The organism is Rhodothermales bacterium (assembly GCA_039944855.1).
Lineage (GTDB): Bacteria > Bacteroidota > Rhodothermia > Rhodothermales > JANQRZ01 > JBBSMX01.
In genome coordinates, this window is the sequence record JBDUXZ010000005.1 from 615497 (window position 1) to 633107 (window position 17611).

Sequence of the window (17611 nt, forward strand, 5' to 3'; positions counted from 1 at the left end):
GCCCTGCATCTGGGTGCGGCGGAGAGATGCTCCGCCGCACCCGGCCTATACAGCGCTTCACCTCCCCAGTTAGACTACCCACTCCATCAAACACGGAGATGGCTCGCATGCGATCCTACACCACTACCCTCCTCTTGCTCTTCGCCCTCGCGGCGGGGACGTCGCCCCTGGCCTACGGTCAGGCTCCGCTTCCCGGAGACTGCCAGCCGGGGCGGGCTGAGAAAGACCTCGACGTTAATAACGTGCTCGCCCGCATGTTCAACACGGGCAGCCTCTTCTTCGGGAACACCACGGTGGCCGGCGACGGCTACCTCGTTCCTCAGTCTTCGGGGCGCTCCCCCGTCTTCGCGACCGGCATCTGGATCGGAGGCCAGGTCGACGGCGAGATCCGCGTGGCCGGCGCCACCTACGCCGACTTCGAATTCTGGCCGGGACCACTCAACGACGACGGGACGCTCCCGAACCCGTCGGACTGCGGGGAATTCGACCGGATCTACAAAGTCAGCCGAGCCGACATCCTCGCGTTTGAGGGCGGCCAGCCCGCCGCTGCCGACCTCGCGGCGTGGCCCGCTGAACTCGGCGCTCCCGTGATCGCCGCCCCCGGCAACAACTTCGACGACGATGGCGATGGCCTCGTTGATGAAGGCACCGATGGTGTGGACAACGACGGCGACGGGTTCGCCGACGAGCGCGACGAGCAAGAGCGCGTCGTGGCGTCAATCCGTCAGGGCGCCGGCCTCCCGATCTACAACCTCGCAGGTGGGGACCGGCCGGAAATCGTCGGTGATCAGGGGCTCTGGTGGATCATGAACGATCTCGGCAACACGCACACCAACACGCTCACGCCGCCGATCGGTGTGGAGGTGCAGGTGCTGGCGTTCTCGTTCGCTCGTGCCGACGCCCTCAACGACGTCACGTTCTACCGCTACACCGTCATCAAGAAGTCGCCTGGTACGCTCAGCGAGACGTACTTCTCGATCTTCTCCGACCCCGACCTCGGCGATCCTGCCGACGACTACGTCGGAGCGGACACGACGCTCAGCCTCGGGTTCGTCTACAACGCCGACAACGCCGATGATGGTGGACTGAACGGCGGCTACGGAGCGACGCCGCCCGCCCTCGGCTATGACTTCTTCCAGGGCCCGATCGTCGATGCCGACGGCGATGGCGAAGTGGACGACACGCTTGGCGTGACGCGCTTCAGCTACTTCTCGAACGTCGGTGGAACGCCGACCTCCGACCCCAACAACGGGGAGGAGATCTACAACTACATGCAGGCTCAGTGGCGCGACGGCGTCCCGATGACGGAGGGCGGCGACGGGTACCAGACCACCGGCCCGCTTACCAACTTCGCCTTCCCCGGTGACCCCGTTACGGAGCAGTTCTGGAGCGAAGTCAACATCGATGGGACCGGCGCTGACACCGCGCCGGGCGACCGTCGTTTCCTCGTGACCACGGGCCCCTTCGAGCTTGAGCAGGGCGACACGCAGACCATCGTGTTCGGGATGGTGTTCGCGCAGGGTTCGAACAACTTGGACTCGATCACGCAGCTCCGCCTCGCGGACGACATCGCGCAGACGGCGTACGACATCGACTTCGAGCTGGCCGCGGCGCCGCCGCCGCCGCCGCGCTGTAACCCGCGCAGCACGAACGCCCAACTCCTCCCTGGCTCCGGCAATTGCCTCGAAGCCATCGAGACGGATGGGCGGGCTGCCCTCGTGTGGGGCTACCCCACCAACAGCCCGAACTACCTCGGCCGCTACGAGACCTTCGATCGCCTGCTGAGCGGGATTGGCGCTTCGGACTCCACGTACAACTTCGAGGCGTTCAAGATCTACCGGTACCCGACGAGCAGCTTCGCAACCGATCAGCGTGAACTGCTCGCCACGTACGACGTCATCAACGACGTCACGACGGTGATCGATACGGCGTTCAGCGCGGAGATCGGTCAGTTCGTGGCCTTCCTCGCCCTCGACGCCGACAACACGGGGATCGAGTACAGCTTCGACCTCACGCCCCTCGGGCTGACCAACTACACGGACTACTACTTCGGGATCACCGCGCTGGCGTACAGCGAGCTTTCGATTCCGAAAGTGATCGAGAGCGCGGCCACGACGATCACCGTGCGGCCGTCCAACCTGATCGCAGGGAATGGCGGTTCGGTTGCTCCGTCGAACATCGGCCAGATTTTGGACGGCGTTCGCTCCGGCGGCGTCGGGGCGGGCACGCTGCAAGCGCGCGTGGTCGATCCGACCCAGATCACCGGGGCCACGTACTCCGTTGAAGTAGTGGAATTCGACACGGGCCGAGGCGGAGCCGACTCGCTCGCTACGACGTTCCGCATCCTCCGTGACGGGGAGCCAGTCTTCAGCGGGGTCGACGTGTTCGACATGGTGCGGACTTCGGTCGACTCGACGGGCGTCCTCATCATGCCGGGCGATCAGCGCATCGTGATCGACGGCCTCGAGTTCTTCCAGGTCGAGCCGCTCGCCATCCCCGCCGCATTCGCCGCGACGGACGACGATGAGATCGCCAACTTCGCCGGCAACAACGCTGGGATCATAGAGGTGGCTAACCCGAGTGGCGAAGTGTGCCCCCAGGGCGCGCTCGACACGGGCTGCCAGTTCCCGTCCTACCTCGGTGGCAACACCGTGTGGCGGAGCCCGAACAGCACGAACTCCTACGTTCTCACGAACCCGTCTAACACTATCGGAGACCTCGAACGCGACCTCGGCTCGGCAGCTCCGGAGGACTACGAGATTCGGTTCACCGAAGCGTGCGCGACGCCGAATACCTGCTTCGCGGTATACGCTACCCCGCCGATCGCTCCCCCCGGCGGTGATAACGTCATCGCCAGCGTACCGTTCGAGCTATGGAACGTTGGCAATGCCCGGGCTGGCTTCGCGGAGGATGATGTCCGGATGATTCCCATTCTCCGGGTATTGGACGATACCGAACCGGTTGCGAACTGGGCCGACTCGTATCCCGGCACCCAAGACGTCATCGTTACGACGCGCCGGGAGGTGAACAACACCACCGTCACCCGGACCGACACGCTCGATCTGCCGGTCACGAGTCGGGTCATCGGGGTTATGCCTGATCGCCTCCCTGTGGTGGTCGATGGGGATACCCTCGCCCTCGGTGGGTATGACCTGTTCGCTCAGGCCGCCCGCGACTTCGGCGGAGCTGGCGCGACGTACGATCCCGACAATGACGGCGACGAGCAGGTCGACCCCAACCCGGCGAGTGGCAACGATTGCCGAAGCCAGAACTACTACGCGGACTTCTGCTTCCGCGCCAGCAGTACGGCTGCCCGTATCGTCGCGCCGATCGGCGGCCTCGAAGGCTTGGTCTTCGCGGATCTCGATACGGACGGCGCCACGCCGCCCGCCGGTACCACGGTCCGCTTCCTGACCTCTCCGAAGACCGACCTCCTCATTGGGGACCGGGCGGACTTCGACACGTCCACGCTGCAGTTCCAGACGCAGCAGGCTGCGGTCGCGGAAGAAGCGCTCGACTTGATCGGGATCGTGCCGAACCCCTACATGGGCGTCTCGGCCTACGAAACCAACAACCTCGACCGCGTCGTCCGCTTCATCAACCTGCCGGACCAGGCGACGATCAGCATCTACACCGTGGCGGGCACGCTCATCCGGACGATCCAGAAGGATGGGCCGAGCCGGTCGCTGGACTGGGACCTCAACACCCACAACCAGCTTCCCGTCGCTAGCGGCATGTACCTGATCCACGTCGATGTTCCCGGCGTCGGTGAGAAGGTCCTGAAGTTTGGGGTCGTCAACCGCCGCAACCGAATCACGATCTTCTAGATCGATCGAGACGCGCCTAAGTCATCCCAAACCTGGAATCCTGATATGAAAACGAAACTCCTCACAGCCAGCGTCTTGGTCGCATCCCTCTTCGGGCTCTGCGTGGCCGACGCGCATGCGCAGGGAGACGACCGGTCCGGTACGGCGGCGATGGAAGAGCTGCTCGTCCCGATCACGCCACGTACCGTGGCCCTCGGCTCCGCACTCACCAGCGGTATGAGCAACATGAGCGGGGTAGAAGCGCTCCAGAGCAACCCCGCCGCGCTCATGGTCAATACCAGCACGAACGCGATGTTCAGCCGCACCGAGTACGTGGCCGACATCGGCATCAATTACTTCGGCGTCGCCCAGCGCTTCGGTAACAACAACATCGGGCTCACGCTGACGTCGTGGGACTACGGGGACATCCCGCGCCAGACGGCGGCCAACCCGGAGATCGACCCGTCCCTCACGTGGGACGCGTCGGTGACGGTGCTCGGTGCCACGTTCGCGCGGCAGTTCACCGACCGCATCGCGGCGGGCTTCACGATGAAGGGCCTCAGCCGCCGCATCGACAACGTCAACTCCAGCGGCATCGCGTTCGACGCTGGGATGACGTACGTCGTCGGTGAGAGCGGCCTCCGCTTCGGCGTCAGCCTGAAGAACTTCGGCCCGCAGATGGAGTTCAGCGGCGACGGCCTCAACACGCCGATCACGCAGAACGGCCCGAACGGGACCGGTTCGATCGCCGGTAGCGTCGACGACCTCGGGTCGGAGCTCCCCTCGCTCCTGAACTTCGGGGTGGCCTACACGCGCCAGTTCGCCGGAGACCTCTCGGCGACGGTGCTCGGCAACTTCCGGTCGAATTCGTACGACCTCGATCACTACGCGGCGGGTGTGGAGGTGGGGTATCAGAACCTCTTCTTCGTGCGCGGCGGTCTCAACCTCACGGCCGACCCGGACGTGACGGCGTGGGAAGTGTGGAACATCGGGGCCGGCGTCAACCTCAACATGGTCGGCAATGGGCTCGCGGTGGATTACTCCTACCGCCCCTCCGACGTGTTCAGCGGCGTCAACATGTTCTCGGTGGGCTTCACGCTCTAAACGAACATTCGCCTTCGCGGCGAGCTAGGGCAACGGGGTGGGCCTTGACGGGCCCACCCCGTTGTTTACTTTCTGGCCCTCGCCAATCTCTCTGCCCGGGCTGTTTTTGCTGCTCGACCGTGTATGCGCTGGAGCTTCTACCTTGTCTTTTTCAGCGTGCTACTCATCGCAGCATGCCACGCGCCTTCAGGCCCGGCCGATGAGCCCACCGTGGAGGACGCATCGCCGTTTCAAAACGTGGCGGACGGCGTGGCCTACGTGGGGGACGCCTCGTGTGCGACCTGTCATGAAGACCTTTACGCGAGTTACCAGCAGCACGGGATGGCGCAGTCGCTATATCCGCTCACGCCGGAGAACGCGGTGGAACGGTACGACGGCGTCGTGATCCGCCACGAGGCCAGCGGTTTCAACTACACGGTCTACGCCCGAGACGGAGTGTTCTTTCAAGAGGAGTACCGCCTCGATGCGCAGGGCGAGAAGACCCACCGCCTCGTCCGCCGCATGGACTTCGTAGTGGGGAGCGGGACGGCGGCGCGGACCTACCTGACGGAAGAAGCAAACCATTACTATGAGTTGCCGCTGACGTGGTACACGCAGGCCGAGCGCTGGGACTTCAGCCCCGGCTATCGCGTCTCGAACGGCCGGTTCGACCGGGCGATTCCCGCGCGGTGCATGTCCTGCCACAACGGCTTCTCCGAGCCCGTCCCGTTCGTCGAGGGCGCGTACACGGCCATCGCCGAAGGCATCGGGTGCGAGCGCTGCCACGGGCCCGGCGCGCTCCACGTCGAAGCCCGCCTCGCCGATCCGGAGCCCGCCGACTCCATCGATTACACGATCGTCAACCCGGCGCACCTGTCGCTCGATGCCCAGCTCGACGTGTGCCAGCAGTGCCACCTCAACGGGACGGTCTCCATCCTCCGCGAAGGCGAAGAGGCGTTCGGGTATCGTACCTCACAGCCGCTCGCGGCCCACGTTGCCATCTTCGACCTCGACGACGAGCGGCCCGGTACGATCGGCGTCATCTCCCACGCCGACCGGATGAAGAAGAGCGCGTGCTTCATCGAGTCGGCGTCGATGAACTGCGTGACGTGCCACAACCCGCACGAGGGGTTCCGCACGTCGGGGCCGAGTTATTTCAACGCGACGTGTCTGGACTGCCACGCCTCCGCGCCGCTACAGGAAGCGATGCCGACGGCGGAACTCCGTGAGCAGCACGCGCCCGACGCCAACTGCTTCGCCTGCCACATGCCGAAGGTGGAGGCGGACGATGCGCCGCACTCGTCGTTTACGGACCATTTCATCCGCGTCGTCCGCGCCGAAGACCGGGTGACCGGGCAGACGGCGGAGACGGAGGGCGAGGTCGAACTCGCCAGCTATTTCCCGCGTGACGAGGAGGGCGCAGAGGGCGACGTGTACGCGGCGATGGCGTACGTCATCTACGGTCGGCAACAGATGCGGACGGACGTGATCGAGAAAGGCGTCGCTCGGCTGGAAGAGGCGTTGCCAAAAGCGCCGCACATCAGCGAAGGGCACTATCTGCTCGGCTTCGCGCGGATGCAACTCGGCCGCGTGCAGCAGGCGATCCCCGCGCTCCGCGAATCGATCCGGCTGAAACCCGGCGTGCCGGAGCGGCTGAACACGCTCGCACAGGCGTACGAGGCGACGGGCGGCCCGCCGTCCGATATCGACCGGCTCTACCGCGAAGCGCTCGACGTGCAGCCGGCGCTCGCTGACGTGCGGGTGAACTACGGCCGGTTCCTCGAAGCACAGGGGCGGATGGCGGAGGCCGAGCGGCAATACCGTGCAGCCGTAGAGCACGAACCGTGGCTGGCGACGGCGCACTACAACCTCGGCACTGCCCTCCTGCGGACGGGCGGCGATGGGGCCGAGGCCGTGCAGCATCTAGAGGAGGCCGTCACCTTGCAGCCCGACTACGTGGACGCGCTCGTCAACCTCGGGATCGTACGGGCGGGCGATCCCGATGCGGCGGGCGCGCTCTTCCAGCGAGCCGTCGATGCCGAACCGAACCATGCGAACGCGCTCACGAACCTGGGCACGTACCACCTCCAACGCGGGGCGTATCGCGAAGCCGTCGATGTGCTCGGGCGCGCCGCCCGCGTCGCGCCCGGCCGTGCCGACGTGGCGGCGAATCTCGCGGCGGCATACTTCCAACTCGGCAACGCTGCCGAGGCGCGGCGCTACGCCCAGCAGGCGCTCAGCCTCGACCCCGGTCAGGCCACCGCGCGGCAGGTGCTCAGCGCCCTCCCGTAGCCGCTACGCCGCGACGGGCTCTTGCGCTGTGATGTGCGCCATGATCTGCCGGGCGTGGATGCGGCCGTTCTCAATGAACCACTCGCTCGTGTCCATCCCGCCGCAGACGGTCCCGGCGAGGTAGAGCCCCGGCCGGTTCGTCTCGTACGTCTCCGGGTCGTGGACGGGCTTCCGCGCCGGGCCTTCGAAATCCACGCCGAGCCGTTCGAGCAGGGGGTAATTCGGCCGGTAGCCGGTGAGGGCGAGGACCCAATCGTTCGCGATCTCACGCTCGCCGTCCGGCGTCGCGAGCAGGAGGGAGTCCGCGCGGATCTCTTCGACGGTGGTGTCGAAATAGGCGGTGATCTGCCCGTCTTTGATCCGGTTCAAAAGGTTGGGGCGGATCCAATACTTCACGCTCTGCGACACGTCGGGGCCACGCACGATGAGCGTCACGTCGGCGCCGTGGCGGAGACAGTCGAGCGCCGCCTTCGCCGCCGAGTTCTTCGCGCCGACGACGGCGACCTTCTGCCCGCTGTAGGGATACGGCTCTTTGTAGTAGTGCGTGACCTTCGGCAACTCCTCGCCCGGCACGCCCATCAGGTTCGGCACGTCGTAGAATCCCGTCGCGGTGACGATGAAGCGGCAGGCGTACGAGGCCTTCTCCGTTTCGACGGTGAAGTTGCCCGCCTCGCCTTCGGCGCGGATGACGCGCTCGTAGAGGTGGACGTCGAGCTCCTCGACCTCGGCCACGCGGCGATAGTAATCGAGTGCCTCCTCGCGGATCGGTTTGTAGCCGCGCGAGATGAGCGGGTAGCCGCCGATCTCCAGCAGGTCCGGCGTCGAGAAGAACTCCATCCCCGTCGGGTACCCGAGGAACGAGTTGATGAGCGCGCCTTTCTCGATGACGAGCGCGTCGAGCCCGGCGCGCTGCGCCTCGATGGCGCAGGCGAGCCCGATGGGACCGGCGCCGATGATGATTACGTCCCGCATGGGGAAGCCTCGGTGGAATTCGTGGAGCGCGTTGAACGGGCGGGGAAAGCCGCCTGTTTCTACTTCACGTGCGCTTCCCGTTGCCGGGCCGCGGGGCGCGCCGCTGCTGAAAAAACCCCCGAAGGAGGTCCGCCGCCGCGTCCGCCTCGACGCCGGAGACGACCTCGACCTGGTGGTTCAGGCGCGGGTCCTGCGGGATCGTGTAGAGCGTGGACGACGCGCCGAACTTCTCGTCGAACGCGCCGAAGACGAGCTTTTGCAAGCGAGCGAGCACGAGTGCGCCCGAGCACATCGGGCACGGTTCGAGCGTGACATAGAGCGTGCACCCGTCGAGGAACTTGGAACCGACGGTCTCGCACGCGGCCGAGAGCGCGAGCATCTCCGCGTGCGCCGTCGGGTCGCCGAGCCGCTCGACAGCGTTGCGCCCGCGCCCGACGAGCACGCCGTCGCGCACGACGACGGCACCGACGGGGACTTCGCCCTCTTCGAACGCGCGCTCGGCTTCGCGGAGCGCCTGCTTCATCCAGCGCCGGTCCGGATCGAGGAGGGAGTTCAGCATGAGATACAGACGGCGTAGTGCGCAGGGGCAGCGGACAGCGAAGGACCCTCAGAACAGCGTGTTGTCGTTGGCCGAGGTTTCGGGGATGACCTGAAGCACGTCCCAGTGTTCGACGATCTTCCCGTTCGCGTCGAAGCGGAAGATGTCGATCCCGGCATAGTCATCGTCTCCGGGCCACTCCTGCAAGCAGTGGAGCACGACGTAGTCGTCCTCGGCGATTGCCCGCTTAAAGTGCACCCGCTTCCCGGGGTACTCCCGCGCCATCCGCTCGAAGTAGGCGACGAACGCCTCTTTCCCGTCACCGACGTGGGGGTTGTGCTGGATATACGTGTCCCCGACGAAGCGCTCAACGGCTTCCCGAGGATGGGATTCGTTGAACATCAGCGCGTAGAAATCCTGCGCGTTCTGCTTGTTCTGCTCCAGCCGGTCGGTCATACGTCGAATCGGTAGAGTTAGGCCAAGAACAGCGTCGTGCCATTCCTCACGAGGTGCCGCGCAGGATGGGCATCGTCATGCAGCGCGGGCCGCCGCGACCGCGCGAGAGCTCGTGCCCCCGGAGCCGGATCGCGATCTTCTGATTCCCGTTCAGTGGATTCCCCGCGTGGTACGCGAGAAAGGCCTCGGCCTCGACGACGTGGTAGCCGTGGTCGCGGAGCGCGTCGTACGTCACCTGGTTCCGCTCGTAGCCGACGACGACGCCGGGGGCAAGGGCGAAGAGGTTCGCGCCGTCGGTCCACTGCTCGCGGCGCTGGCTGATCGGGTCGTCGCCGCCGCAGTGGATGAAGGTGTACGAGCGCCCGGTGAGCGCTTCGAGCGGGACGTGGAGGTTCGGCCACACCTTCATGTGGAACTCGTCGGGCGCGTCGGTTCCGGTGAGGTGCATCACGTTGTGGGGGTCCGCTTCGATGATCGGCGGGAACACCACGCACTCGTCCTCGCTGGCGAACGTGAACACGGTGTCGAGGTGCATGCAGTAGCGCGCCTTCGGGAGGTTCACCATCAGCACGTGCTCCACGGAGGTACGCTCCATCAACTCGCGCGTGACGGCCATCACCCCGCCCAGCGACGTCCGCTCCGACTGCCCGATCAGCACCAGCTTCTCGTTGACGACGAGGAGGTCGCCGCCCTCGAACGACACGTCGGCCGGCAGCTCGATGATGCGGTCCTGCACCTCGGCGAAGCGCGGGTGGTAGCGGAAGATGACCCGAATGATGATGCTCTCGCGCGCCCGGGCGAGCGTGGCGGCGTGCGAGAGGATGACGTGCCCGCCGACGACGGCCGAGAGGTCCCGCGTAAACATCAGGTTCGGGAGCGGGCTCGTCGTGAGCCGCAGGCTGGACTGCCCGGTGAGGGCGAAGCGGTGCAACTCGTCCGGCGAGAGCTTCTTCAGCTCGGCCTCGTAGGCGTCGAAGTTGCGCTCGGGCAGCCGCTTCGCCAGCAACTCGATGAACTCGTGCCGGGCGTCCTCCGCATCGAACGTCTCGCGGAGGAGGGCCGAAACCTGCAGGACGGCGTCGGGCCGGTCGACGAACGCCTCGAACAGGCGGCACATCACGTCGTGCTCCTCCTGCGCTCGCTCGGTGAAGAGGAGGTCGTCGAAGAGGAGGTCGAGCTTGTTCTCCGGCGAAACGAGCTGCATCTCCTCGCCCGGCGTGTGGACGACGACCTGCCGCAGCGGGGCCGTTTCGGAGTGGACGTGGAGGAGACGCGGGGCCTCGTCCGGGGGCGTACCCGCTGCGTCAGTCGTGGGGAGATCCGTCGGCACAGTCAGCGTGGTTTATATCCAGCAGGCAAAAAAAGGGCAGCCGCTGCACAGGCGCGGCTGCCGGAAAATACGGGAAGGGCGGCGGCGTGCGGTCAATACCGCCTGCGCTTGTTGGCGAGCAGCTCGATGAACCGCAGGATCGCCGCGACGACGAGCAGCAGCAGCAGCAGTTTCAGCCCCATCCCCAGCAGCACCGTGCCGATGCGGAGGAGCAGCACCAACAGCGAAAACGCCACCATCAGCACGATGGCGACGAGGATGAACTGCAGGATGCGTTGAATCGTCATCGGGAGGCGATCGGTCTGGGAAATCAGGGGGTGCCGACGAACAGCTCGGTCCGGGCGAGGGCTTGGCCCGCGGCGGAAAACCCGCCCACGAGCAGTATTCGGTCTGCTCCGACATTTGTTGCAGTGTGTCCCCAGCGCGGAATGGCGAGGCGCACGTCTTCTGCGAACTGGAAGAATACACCCGCTTCGCTTGTGAAAACTTCACCGGAGGGCCGAACGGTTCCCGACTCCGGTCCGGCCCCGCCCGTGACGAGCACGAGGCCGTCCGCGAGGGGAGCCGAGGCGGCGTCCGTCCGGGGCTCCTGCAGCGGCCCGACGGCGAGGGCGTCGAGGAAGCTCCGCGCAAACACGAGTTCGAACGGCGCAGCGACGTCCGGATCGCTGGGGTCCGATGCGCCCGCGACGAGGTAGCGGCCGAACCCGTCGGCGCCGATGTCGGAGACGGGCGTCTGCGTGTGGCGCGCGATCGCGGTGAAGCGGAAGCCCTCGCTCCGGTCCGGCACCACGAGCCGGGGCCCAGCGGGGCCCTCCTCGAACCGAAGCCGCCGCATGAACGGGAGTGCGCCGATCACCGGCTCGCTGAGCGTGCCGAGGTTGCCGATCCCGCCGTAGAGGTAGACCGAGATTTGCCCGTTGTCGCCCTGCAACACGGTCACCGTGTGTTCGGTCCGGCGGATGGGTGCTACCGTCCCGCTGTCCGCCGCCACGACGGGCACGGTGGAAAACGTGTTCGTCGCCGGGTCGAAGAGTTCGACCTCCGTCACGAACGCGTCGAGGTCGGCGGGGTCGAGGCGGCGGCTGCCGCCGGTGATGAGCACGCGCCCGTCCGGCAGCCGCGATGCCACGTGGCCGACGCGGGCTTGTGCCATGCCCTCGGGCAGTGTGGCGAACGAGAAGTCCCTCGGGTCGAACAGGAGGGCGCCGTCTTGCGCGGTGTCGGTGACGGACGCCGCGCCGCCAGTGAGGAGCGTCGTCCCATCGAGCAGCGTCGCGGCGGCGTGCCCTCCGAGCGGAGTCGGGAGTTGCGCGGCCACGCTAGCGAAGCGCGCCGGGAGGTAGACGGCGAAGAGTGTATCGCCGCCGACGGTGCCGGCCTCCGTGAACGCCTCGACGACAATCCGATTCAGCCCCGCCGCGAGTTGGAGCGTGTCGAGGTAGAGGTCCTCGTCGCGGAGGAACGTGGCAGCAATGCCGTTGACCTCGATGCGGTCGATCGCGCCGAACACCGTCGTGGCGCGGAACGCGAGGGGGAGCGTGGGCTGCGAGCGGACGACCGACAGGTCCACTGGGCTGACCACCTCGACCGTCGGCGAGGCGGGCTCGATGAAGGGGCGCTCGCAGCCAATGAGCACGGCGAGCAGCGGGAGCAGGAGGAGGAGACGCATGGAGCGGATGAAGCAGGCAGAGAGCAGCGTTGAATGACGGACTCGGCGACGAGTTCGCGTCAGGCGTCGGGGTAGGTAACGTGCTGGAGCACGAGTCCGTGTGCGGGCGCCGCCGGCCCCGCCTCCCGCCGATCGCGCGAGGCGATTATGTCCGGCAGCGACGCACCCTCGCGCTTCCCGAGGCCAACCTCCACGAGCGTCCCGACGATCGCGCGGACCATCCCGTGCAGAAACCGGTCCGCCGCGATCTCGAACTGCCAGTCGCCCGATCGCTTTTCCGGCACCCAGCAGGCGCGTTCGACGGCGCAGACGCGGTTCGTCGTCGCCGATTGCGTGAGGCAAAAAGAGCCGAAGTGGTGGCGGCCGAGGAGGTGCTGCGCCGCGTCGTTCATCCGCTCCCAGTCCGGCTCTGGGCGGATCGTCCAACGCGTGCTTCGGTCGAGCGAGCGCGGTTGGCCGGTGGCGTGGTAGTGATAGAGCCGGCGGCGCGCGTCGTACCGAGCGTGGAAGCCGTCGGCCGCCAGGTCCACGGCGAGCACGGCGACGGTGGGGGGGAGGATGCCGTTGAGCGAGCGCTTCAGGCGAAAGGCGTCGACCGGCTGCTCGGTGACGAAGTGGGCGACCTGCCCACGCGCGTGGACGCCCGTGTCCGTGCGGCCGGACCCCACGACATCGATGGGCTCGCGGAGTGCAGTCGCGAGGGCGGCTTCTAGGGCAGCCTCAACGGAAGGCAGGCCCGGCTGTACCTGCCAGCCGTGGAAGCCGGCGCCGTCGTACTCGATCAGAAGTCGGTAGGTTGGCACGGGAAGATGTGATACATTGACGCAGCGCACGGTGCTCCGTGCCCATCCTCGAAGGTTCTTACGGGCGGTCCCGAAGATATGCCTCCTCCCCGCGTCTACATCACCGGCTCCATGGGCAGCGGCAAGAGCACCGCCGGCCCCCTCGTCGCCGAGCAACTCGGCTATCGCTTCCTCGACCTCGACGCCGAGGTGGAGCGTGCCGCCGGAGCGACGATCTCCGAGCTGTTCGTCCGGCGCGGCGAGCGCACGTTCCGCGCCCTCGAAACGGCCGTGCTGTCCGAGGCCGCTGCGCAGGAGCGGGTCGTCGTTGCCACGGGCGGGGGCGCGCTCGCCAACGAAGGCAACTTGCTGATGGCCGAGACCAGCGGGTTCATCGTGTACCTCAAGCTGTCCCCGGCCGTGCTTGCGGGACGCCTCCACGGCCCCAACGGCCGTCCGCTGCTCCACGACGAAGAGGGGCACCCGATGACGGAAGAGCAGATCGTCACGCGGCTCGGCGAACTGATCGACCAGCGCGAGCGGTTCTACCAGCACGCCGACGTCGTGATCGAGGCCGAAGGAATGACGCCGCCCGAAGTGGCCGCCGCCATCGTCGAATCGCTCCCGGTTGTTGCGGCGTGAGTCCTACGCGAGCCGGAACGAGCGCCGGTGGTGGGGGCTCGGGCCGTGAAGGCGAAGCGCATCGTAGTGGGCGGCGGTGGGGTATCCCTTGTGGCCGGCCCATCCGTACGCGGGGAAGTCGTCGTGGAGCCGGACCATCAGCCGATCCCGCGTCACCTTCGCCACGATGGAAGCGGCGGCGATCGACAGGCTGCGGGCGTCGCCTTTGACGACGGTCTCCTGCGGCCACGGAGCTTCTTCGATGGCCTTGTTGCCGTCGATCAGCAGGCAGTCCGGCGCGAGCGCGAGGTCGTGCACGGCGCGGCGCATCGCTTCCAGCGAGGCATGCAGGATGTTTAGTTCGTCGATCTCGGCCGGCGAGCACTGCCCGATGCCGACGGCGAGGGCCTCGGCGACGATCCGGTCTATGAGCCCTTCCCGCACGACCGGCGTCAGCTTCTTCGAGTCGTCGAGCCCAACGATCCGGGTTCCGGGCGCGAACACAACCGCCGCGGCCACGACGGGCCCAGCAAGGCATCCTCGTCCCGCCTCATCGACGCCCGCTACCCACCGATACCCGTGCGTCCAATAACGATGCTCTATCTCGAACGTAGGCATAAAATCGTAGCGGTCGGAGTGTTTTAGGGAAGTGCTCTATGGCTGGCATGGAGGATGACGAGCGGGCGTTCACGCCCTCGCTGACGGAAATATCGCCTGGAGATCCCTACGCTGCGCGGCTCGCTCCCCAGCACGCTACGTGAAGCGAGGCCGAAAACGAGCAGGTGCGAGGGCTGGTTGATGTGGAGGGCGAAACCATCTATATTGGGGCACGTTTATGTACGCGATACACGCCTCACGTAGCTGCCCCGTCGGTATGGCAGTAGAATCACGAGGCTCCAGGTAGTTCGCGGTGGGCTCGCGGATTCATGCTGCGACGTGCAGCAGGCCACATGCAAGGAACGAGGGCGTACCCGCGCCGTGGCCCACTTGTTGCTGTGAAGAGGGAGGGATGCGTCGAGGGAGTGCACGCACGTGCTGTGTCCGCTCTTTCCTCTCCGCAACGCCCACGAGCCTGCAACGCCCACGAGCCGAGCGCCTCGCCCTTCGAACGCATCGGCACTTGCCTACCAGTTTTTCTCCGCGGCTTCGACCGGCTCGGCCGAGCGCGCCGCCTTCTGGCCTGCCCCTTACAGCTTAAGGCTATCGACTGTCGCCCCACGCAGGCGGATTCCGCCGGCCCCGGTACTGAGCACTCGCGCTCCCGCAGGGTACGTGCCACGGGCGATCCCCCCATATGCGACTCATCCGGCTTGTCTGGCCGGTCAACGCTTCGTTTCACCTATTCACAGATTCATGGCAGAAGAGCAACGCGGAGGCCGTTCCGGCCAGAACAACCGCGGCAACCGCAACGACAACAAGAACCAGGGCAACAACGCTCAGGGCGGGGGCCGCAAGCGCAACCGGAACCGCGGGCGTGGCAAGCAGGACAAGGAGAGCAGCCATCCCGGTAAGCCCTTCACCGGCATGCTGGAGATGATCGGGGACAAGAACTTCGGATTCATCCGAGGCTTCGACCCCGCACTGCCGAAGGGTGATAACGACCCCTTCATGCCGCCCCCGCTGATCGATAAGTACAACCTCCGCGACGGGGTCCTGCTCGAAGGCACCATCAAGCCCGGCCGCAAAGGCGCCTGGCAGGTCACCGACCTCGACAAGGTGATGGGCGTCACGCCGGACGAGTGGAAGGAGTTCGGGAGCTACGACGAGGGGGTAACGATCTACCCCAACGAGAAGCTCACGCTCGTCTCGGAGCCCACGGACGTGACGATGCGCGTCATCGATCTCGTCGCCCCGCTCGGGAAGGGGCAGCGCGCGCTCATCGTCGCGCCGCCGCGTACGGGCAAGACGGTGATGCTGAAGAAGCTCGCCCGCGCGCTCGAAGAGAACCACCCCGAAGTCGAACTCGTCGCGCTCCTCGTGGACGAGCGGCCCGAAGAGGTCACCGACTTCAAGCGGACGACGAAGTGCACCGTCTTCGCCTCCTCGAACGATCACGAGGAGGACAACCACGTCCGCGTCGCCACGCTCGCCTTCGAGTACTCGCGGCGGCTCGTGGAGATGGGCAAGGACGTCGTGATGCTGCTCGACTCGCTGACGCGCCTCGGGCGGACGTTCAACCTGTGGGGCGGCAACTCGGGCCGCACGATGTCCGGCGGCCTCGACGCCCGCGCCCTCATCATCCCGCGCAAGATCTTCGGCGCGGCGCGCAACATCGAACACGGCGGCAGCCTCACGATCATCGCCACGGCGCTCATCGAGACGGGCAGCCGGATGGACGACGTGATCTTCGAGGAGTTCAAGGGCACCGGCAACGCCGAGATCGTCCTTGACCGCGAGCTCGCAGACAAGCGCATCTTCCCCGCCATCAACCTCCGCAAGAGCGGGACGCGGAACGAGGAGCGCCTCCTCGGTGAGATGACGAAGTACCACCACATGCTCTTCCGCGCGCTCAACAGCCGGCACCCCGTCGAAGCGATGCAGGCACTCATCCGACACATCCAGATGAGCCCCGACAACATCCACCTGCTCAACGAGCTGATCCCGGCGGAGATGTAGTCCAGCGAGGGATTCCGTGCAACGCCAACGCCGGCTGAGGTTACATCCCTCAGCCGGCGTTGTCTGTTGGGGCGTCACCAACCGAGACGCCCGATGCACGATCCGATCAATCCCGCCGCCGAGCCCGACGTTCAGTACCACCTCCCGATCAACCAGTGGGACGCATCGGAGCGCCCGCGCGAGAAGCTGATGACGCGCGGTCCGCACGCGCTCTCCGACGCCGAGTTGATCGGCCTCATCTTCGGGAACGGGACGAAGACGAAGGCGGGGAGCCTCTCGGCGGTGCAGCTTGGGCAGGCGCTGCTGCAGACCTACGGCTCGCTCGGTGCGCTCGCGAAGAAGGACCGGAAGCTGATGGAACGCGTCGTCGGGGTCGGGCCGGCGAAGGCGGTGCAACTACTCGCGGCGTTCGAGATCGGGCGGCGCGTGGAGGCGCAGGGGGACGGCGAGCGCGTGCAGGTCTGCGCGCCCGCTGACGTCGCCGCTGCGTACGGCCCGAAGCTCCGCGACCTCAAGCGCGAGGTGTTCGTCATTGTCCTCCTCAACACGGCGAACGTGATCACGGGCGACTTCACGATTTCCGAAGGCGGCCTCGCGGCGAGCATCGTCGAGCCGCGGGCCGTCTTTCAGCGGGCCGTCGTCGAGAACGCGGCGGCGATCATCTGCCTGCACAATCACCCCTCGGGCAACCCGGAGCCCAGTCGGGAGGACGTGCAGATCACGAAGCAACTCGTCGAGGCGGGGAAGCTGATGGGCATCCCGGTCCACGATCACCTCATCATCGCCGGGCGCGGCTACACCTCGCTCGCCGAGCGCGGGCTGATGTGAGCGGGTAAGAGCGGGAGATGGAAAGAAGGGAAGATCGGGGGCTACAGGCTATGAATAGATCGATGCGTATCGACCGAGTTGAAGACTTGCGGGCGTATCGCCGGGCCTTCGAATCTGCGATGCAGATTTTCGAGTGGTCAGAGCAATGGCCGAAAGAAGAACGATATGCATTAACCGATCAGGTACGTCGTTCGTCTCGAGCGGTCTGTGCGAACCTGTCCGAATCTTGGGCGAAACGACGCTACCCAAAGCACTTCGTTGCCAAACTGAGTGACGCCCACGGCGAAGCGGAGGAGACCCTGACGTGGCTCCGCTTTGCCGTTCGGTGTCACTACTTCGTCGGAGATGAAGTGGAAGTGTTCGTCGAGCAATACCGCGAAGTCATCGGCGGCCTCGTCAATATGATGAGCCACCCGAGTGACTGGTCCCGTCCCGCTCAGGGGGTTCGGGAAAACGACGTCGCCTACGCTGCCTAAATTTCTTCCGCTCTTCCGCTCTTCCGCTCTTCCGCTCTTCCGCTCTTCCGCTCTTCCGCTCTTCCGCTCTTCCGCTCTTCCGCTCTTCCGCTCTTCCGCTCTTCCGCTCTTCCGCTCTTCCGCTCTTCCGCTCTTCCGC

General features: G+C 66.2%; 15 protein-coding genes. 7 read left to right on the forward strand and 8 right to left on the reverse strand.

Annotated features, from left to right (window positions below):
* Positions 1-107 precede the first annotated feature (107 nt).
* From ABJF88_05210 to ABJF88_05220, 3 genes are all read left to right on the forward strand, one after another.
* Positions 108-3827 carry a T9SS type A sorting domain-containing protein gene (locus ABJF88_05210; protein ID MEP0546310.1) on the forward strand — a complete coding sequence of 1240 codons (3720 nt, stop codon included), beginning with the start codon at positions 108-110 and terminating at the stop codon, positions 3825-3827.
* 45 nt (positions 3828-3872) lie between these two features.
* On the forward strand, positions 3873-4910 hold the full coding sequence (locus tag ABJF88_05215; GenBank protein MEP0546311.1) for a PorV/PorQ family protein: 1038 nt from the start codon (positions 3873-3875) through the stop codon (positions 4908-4910).
* A gap of 123 nt (positions 4911-5033) precedes the next feature.
* Complete coding sequence (locus ABJF88_05220; GenBank protein ID MEP0546312.1) at positions 5034-7181, forward strand: tetratricopeptide repeat protein; 2148 nt, start codon at positions 5034-5036, stop codon at positions 7179-7181.
* Positions 7182-7184: 3 nt separating this feature from the next.
* Here ABJF88_05220 and ABJF88_05225 read toward each other — a convergent pair whose 3' ends face one another.
* From ABJF88_05225 to truA, 7 genes are all read right to left on the reverse strand, one after another.
* Positions 7185-8153 carry a YpdA family putative bacillithiol disulfide reductase gene (locus tag ABJF88_05225; protein MEP0546313.1) on the reverse strand — a complete coding sequence of 323 codons (969 nt, stop codon included), beginning with the start codon at positions 8151-8153 and terminating at the stop codon, positions 7185-7187.
* Positions 8154-8217: 64 nt separating this feature from the next.
* A complete protein-coding gene (gene tadA / locus ABJF88_05230) occupies positions 8218-8712 on the reverse strand; it encodes a tRNA adenosine(34) deaminase TadA (GenBank protein MEP0546314.1) in 495 nt (164 codons plus the stop codon).
* Between the two features lie 48 nt (positions 8713-8760).
* Positions 8761-9147: a nuclear transport factor 2 family protein gene (locus ABJF88_05235; protein ID MEP0546315.1), complete on the reverse strand. Its 387-nt coding sequence runs from the start codon at positions 9145-9147 to the stop codon at positions 8761-8763.
* Positions 9148-9193: 46 nt separating this feature from the next.
* Positions 9194-10477, reverse strand: a complete 1284-nt coding sequence (locus ABJF88_05240) for an arginine deiminase family protein (protein ID MEP0546316.1) — start codon at positions 10475-10477, stop codon at positions 9194-9196.
* 92 nt (positions 10478-10569) lie between these two features.
* A complete protein-coding gene (locus tag ABJF88_05245; protein MEP0546317.1) occupies positions 10570-10764 on the reverse strand; it encodes a hypothetical protein in 195 nt (64 codons plus the stop codon).
* A 23-nt stretch (positions 10765-10787) separates the two neighbouring features.
* On the reverse strand, positions 10788-12149 hold the full coding sequence (locus ABJF88_05250; GenBank protein MEP0546318.1) for a kelch repeat-containing protein: 1362 nt from the start codon (positions 12147-12149) through the stop codon (positions 10788-10790).
* A 59-nt stretch (positions 12150-12208) separates the two neighbouring features.
* Positions 12209-12952: a tRNA pseudouridine(38-40) synthase TruA gene (gene truA / locus ABJF88_05255; protein MEP0546319.1), complete on the reverse strand. Its 744-nt coding sequence runs from the start codon at positions 12950-12952 to the stop codon at positions 12209-12211.
* A 78-nt stretch (positions 12953-13030) separates the two neighbouring features.
* Here truA and ABJF88_05260 point away from each other — a divergent pair, with 78 nt between their 5' ends.
* Positions 13031-13573 carry a shikimate kinase gene (locus ABJF88_05260; protein ID MEP0546320.1) on the forward strand — a complete coding sequence of 181 codons (543 nt, stop codon included), beginning with the start codon at positions 13031-13033 and terminating at the stop codon, positions 13571-13573.
* 3 nt (positions 13574-13576) lie between these two features.
* On the opposite strand, the gene ABJF88_05265 is transcribed toward ABJF88_05260, so the two are convergent.
* Complete coding sequence (locus ABJF88_05265) at positions 13577-14170, reverse strand: ribonuclease HII (GenBank protein MEP0546321.1); 594 nt, start codon at positions 14168-14170, stop codon at positions 13577-13579.
* Between the two features lie 735 nt (positions 14171-14905).
* On the opposite strand from ABJF88_05265, the gene rho reads away from it, so the two are divergent.
* The 3 genes from rho to ABJF88_05280 all read left to right on the forward strand — a co-directional run bounded on the left by rho (position 14906) and on the right by ABJF88_05280 (position 17472).
* Positions 14906-16168, forward strand: a complete 1263-nt coding sequence (gene rho, locus ABJF88_05270) for a transcription termination factor Rho (GenBank protein ID MEP0546322.1) — start codon at positions 14906-14908, stop codon at positions 16166-16168.
* Positions 16169-16261: 93 nt separating this feature from the next.
* The gene (radC, locus tag ABJF88_05275; protein ID MEP0546323.1) at positions 16262-16996 is read left to right on the forward strand and encodes a DNA repair protein RadC; all 735 of its coding nucleotides are present in this window, start codon (positions 16262-16264) and stop codon (positions 16994-16996) included.
* Positions 16997-17058: 62 nt separating this feature from the next.
* Positions 17059-17472, forward strand: a complete 414-nt coding sequence (locus tag ABJF88_05280; protein ID MEP0546324.1) for a four helix bundle protein — start codon at positions 17059-17061, stop codon at positions 17470-17472.
* Positions 17473-17611: the final 139 nt, after the last annotated feature.

Coding starts and splice junctions, on each gene's coding strand:
- ABJF88_05260 (MEP0546320.1), top strand. CDS start 13,031: ATGCCTCCTCCCCGCGTCTACATCACCGGCTCCATGGGCAGCGGCAAG.
- ABJF88_05225 (MEP0546313.1), bottom strand. CDS start 8,153: ATGCGGGACGTAATCATCATCGGCGCCGGTCCCATCGGGCTCGCCTGC.
- tadA (MEP0546314.1), bottom strand. CDS start 8,712: ATGCTGAACTCCCTCCTCGATCCGGACCGGCGCTGGATGAAGCAGGCG.
- ABJF88_05265 (MEP0546321.1), bottom strand. CDS start 14,170: ATGCCTACGTTCGAGATAGAGCATCGTTATTGGACGCACGGGTATCGG.
- radC (MEP0546323.1), top strand. CDS start 16,262: ATGCACGATCCGATCAATCCCGCCGCCGAGCCCGACGTTCAGTACCAC.
- rho (MEP0546322.1), top strand. CDS start 14,906: ATGGCAGAAGAGCAACGCGGAGGCCGTTCCGGCCAGAACAACCGCGGC.
- ABJF88_05245 (MEP0546317.1), bottom strand. CDS start 10,764: ATGACGATTCAACGCATCCTGCAGTTCATCCTCGTCGCCATCGTGCTG.
- ABJF88_05220 (MEP0546312.1), top strand. CDS start 5,034: ATGCGCTGGAGCTTCTACCTTGTCTTTTTCAGCGTGCTACTCATCGCA.
- ABJF88_05210 (MEP0546310.1), top strand. CDS start 108: ATGCGATCCTACACCACTACCCTCCTCTTGCTCTTCGCCCTCGCGGCG.
- ABJF88_05215 (MEP0546311.1), top strand. CDS start 3,873: ATGAAAACGAAACTCCTCACAGCCAGCGTCTTGGTCGCATCCCTCTTC.
- ABJF88_05280 (MEP0546324.1), top strand. CDS start 17,059: ATGCGTATCGACCGAGTTGAAGACTTGCGGGCGTATCGCCGGGCCTTC.
- ABJF88_05250 (MEP0546318.1), bottom strand. CDS start 12,149: ATGCGTCTCCTCCTCCTGCTCCCGCTGCTCGCCGTGCTCATTGGCTGC.
- ABJF88_05235 (MEP0546315.1), bottom strand. CDS start 9,147: ATGACCGACCGGCTGGAGCAGAACAAGCAGAACGCGCAGGATTTCTAC.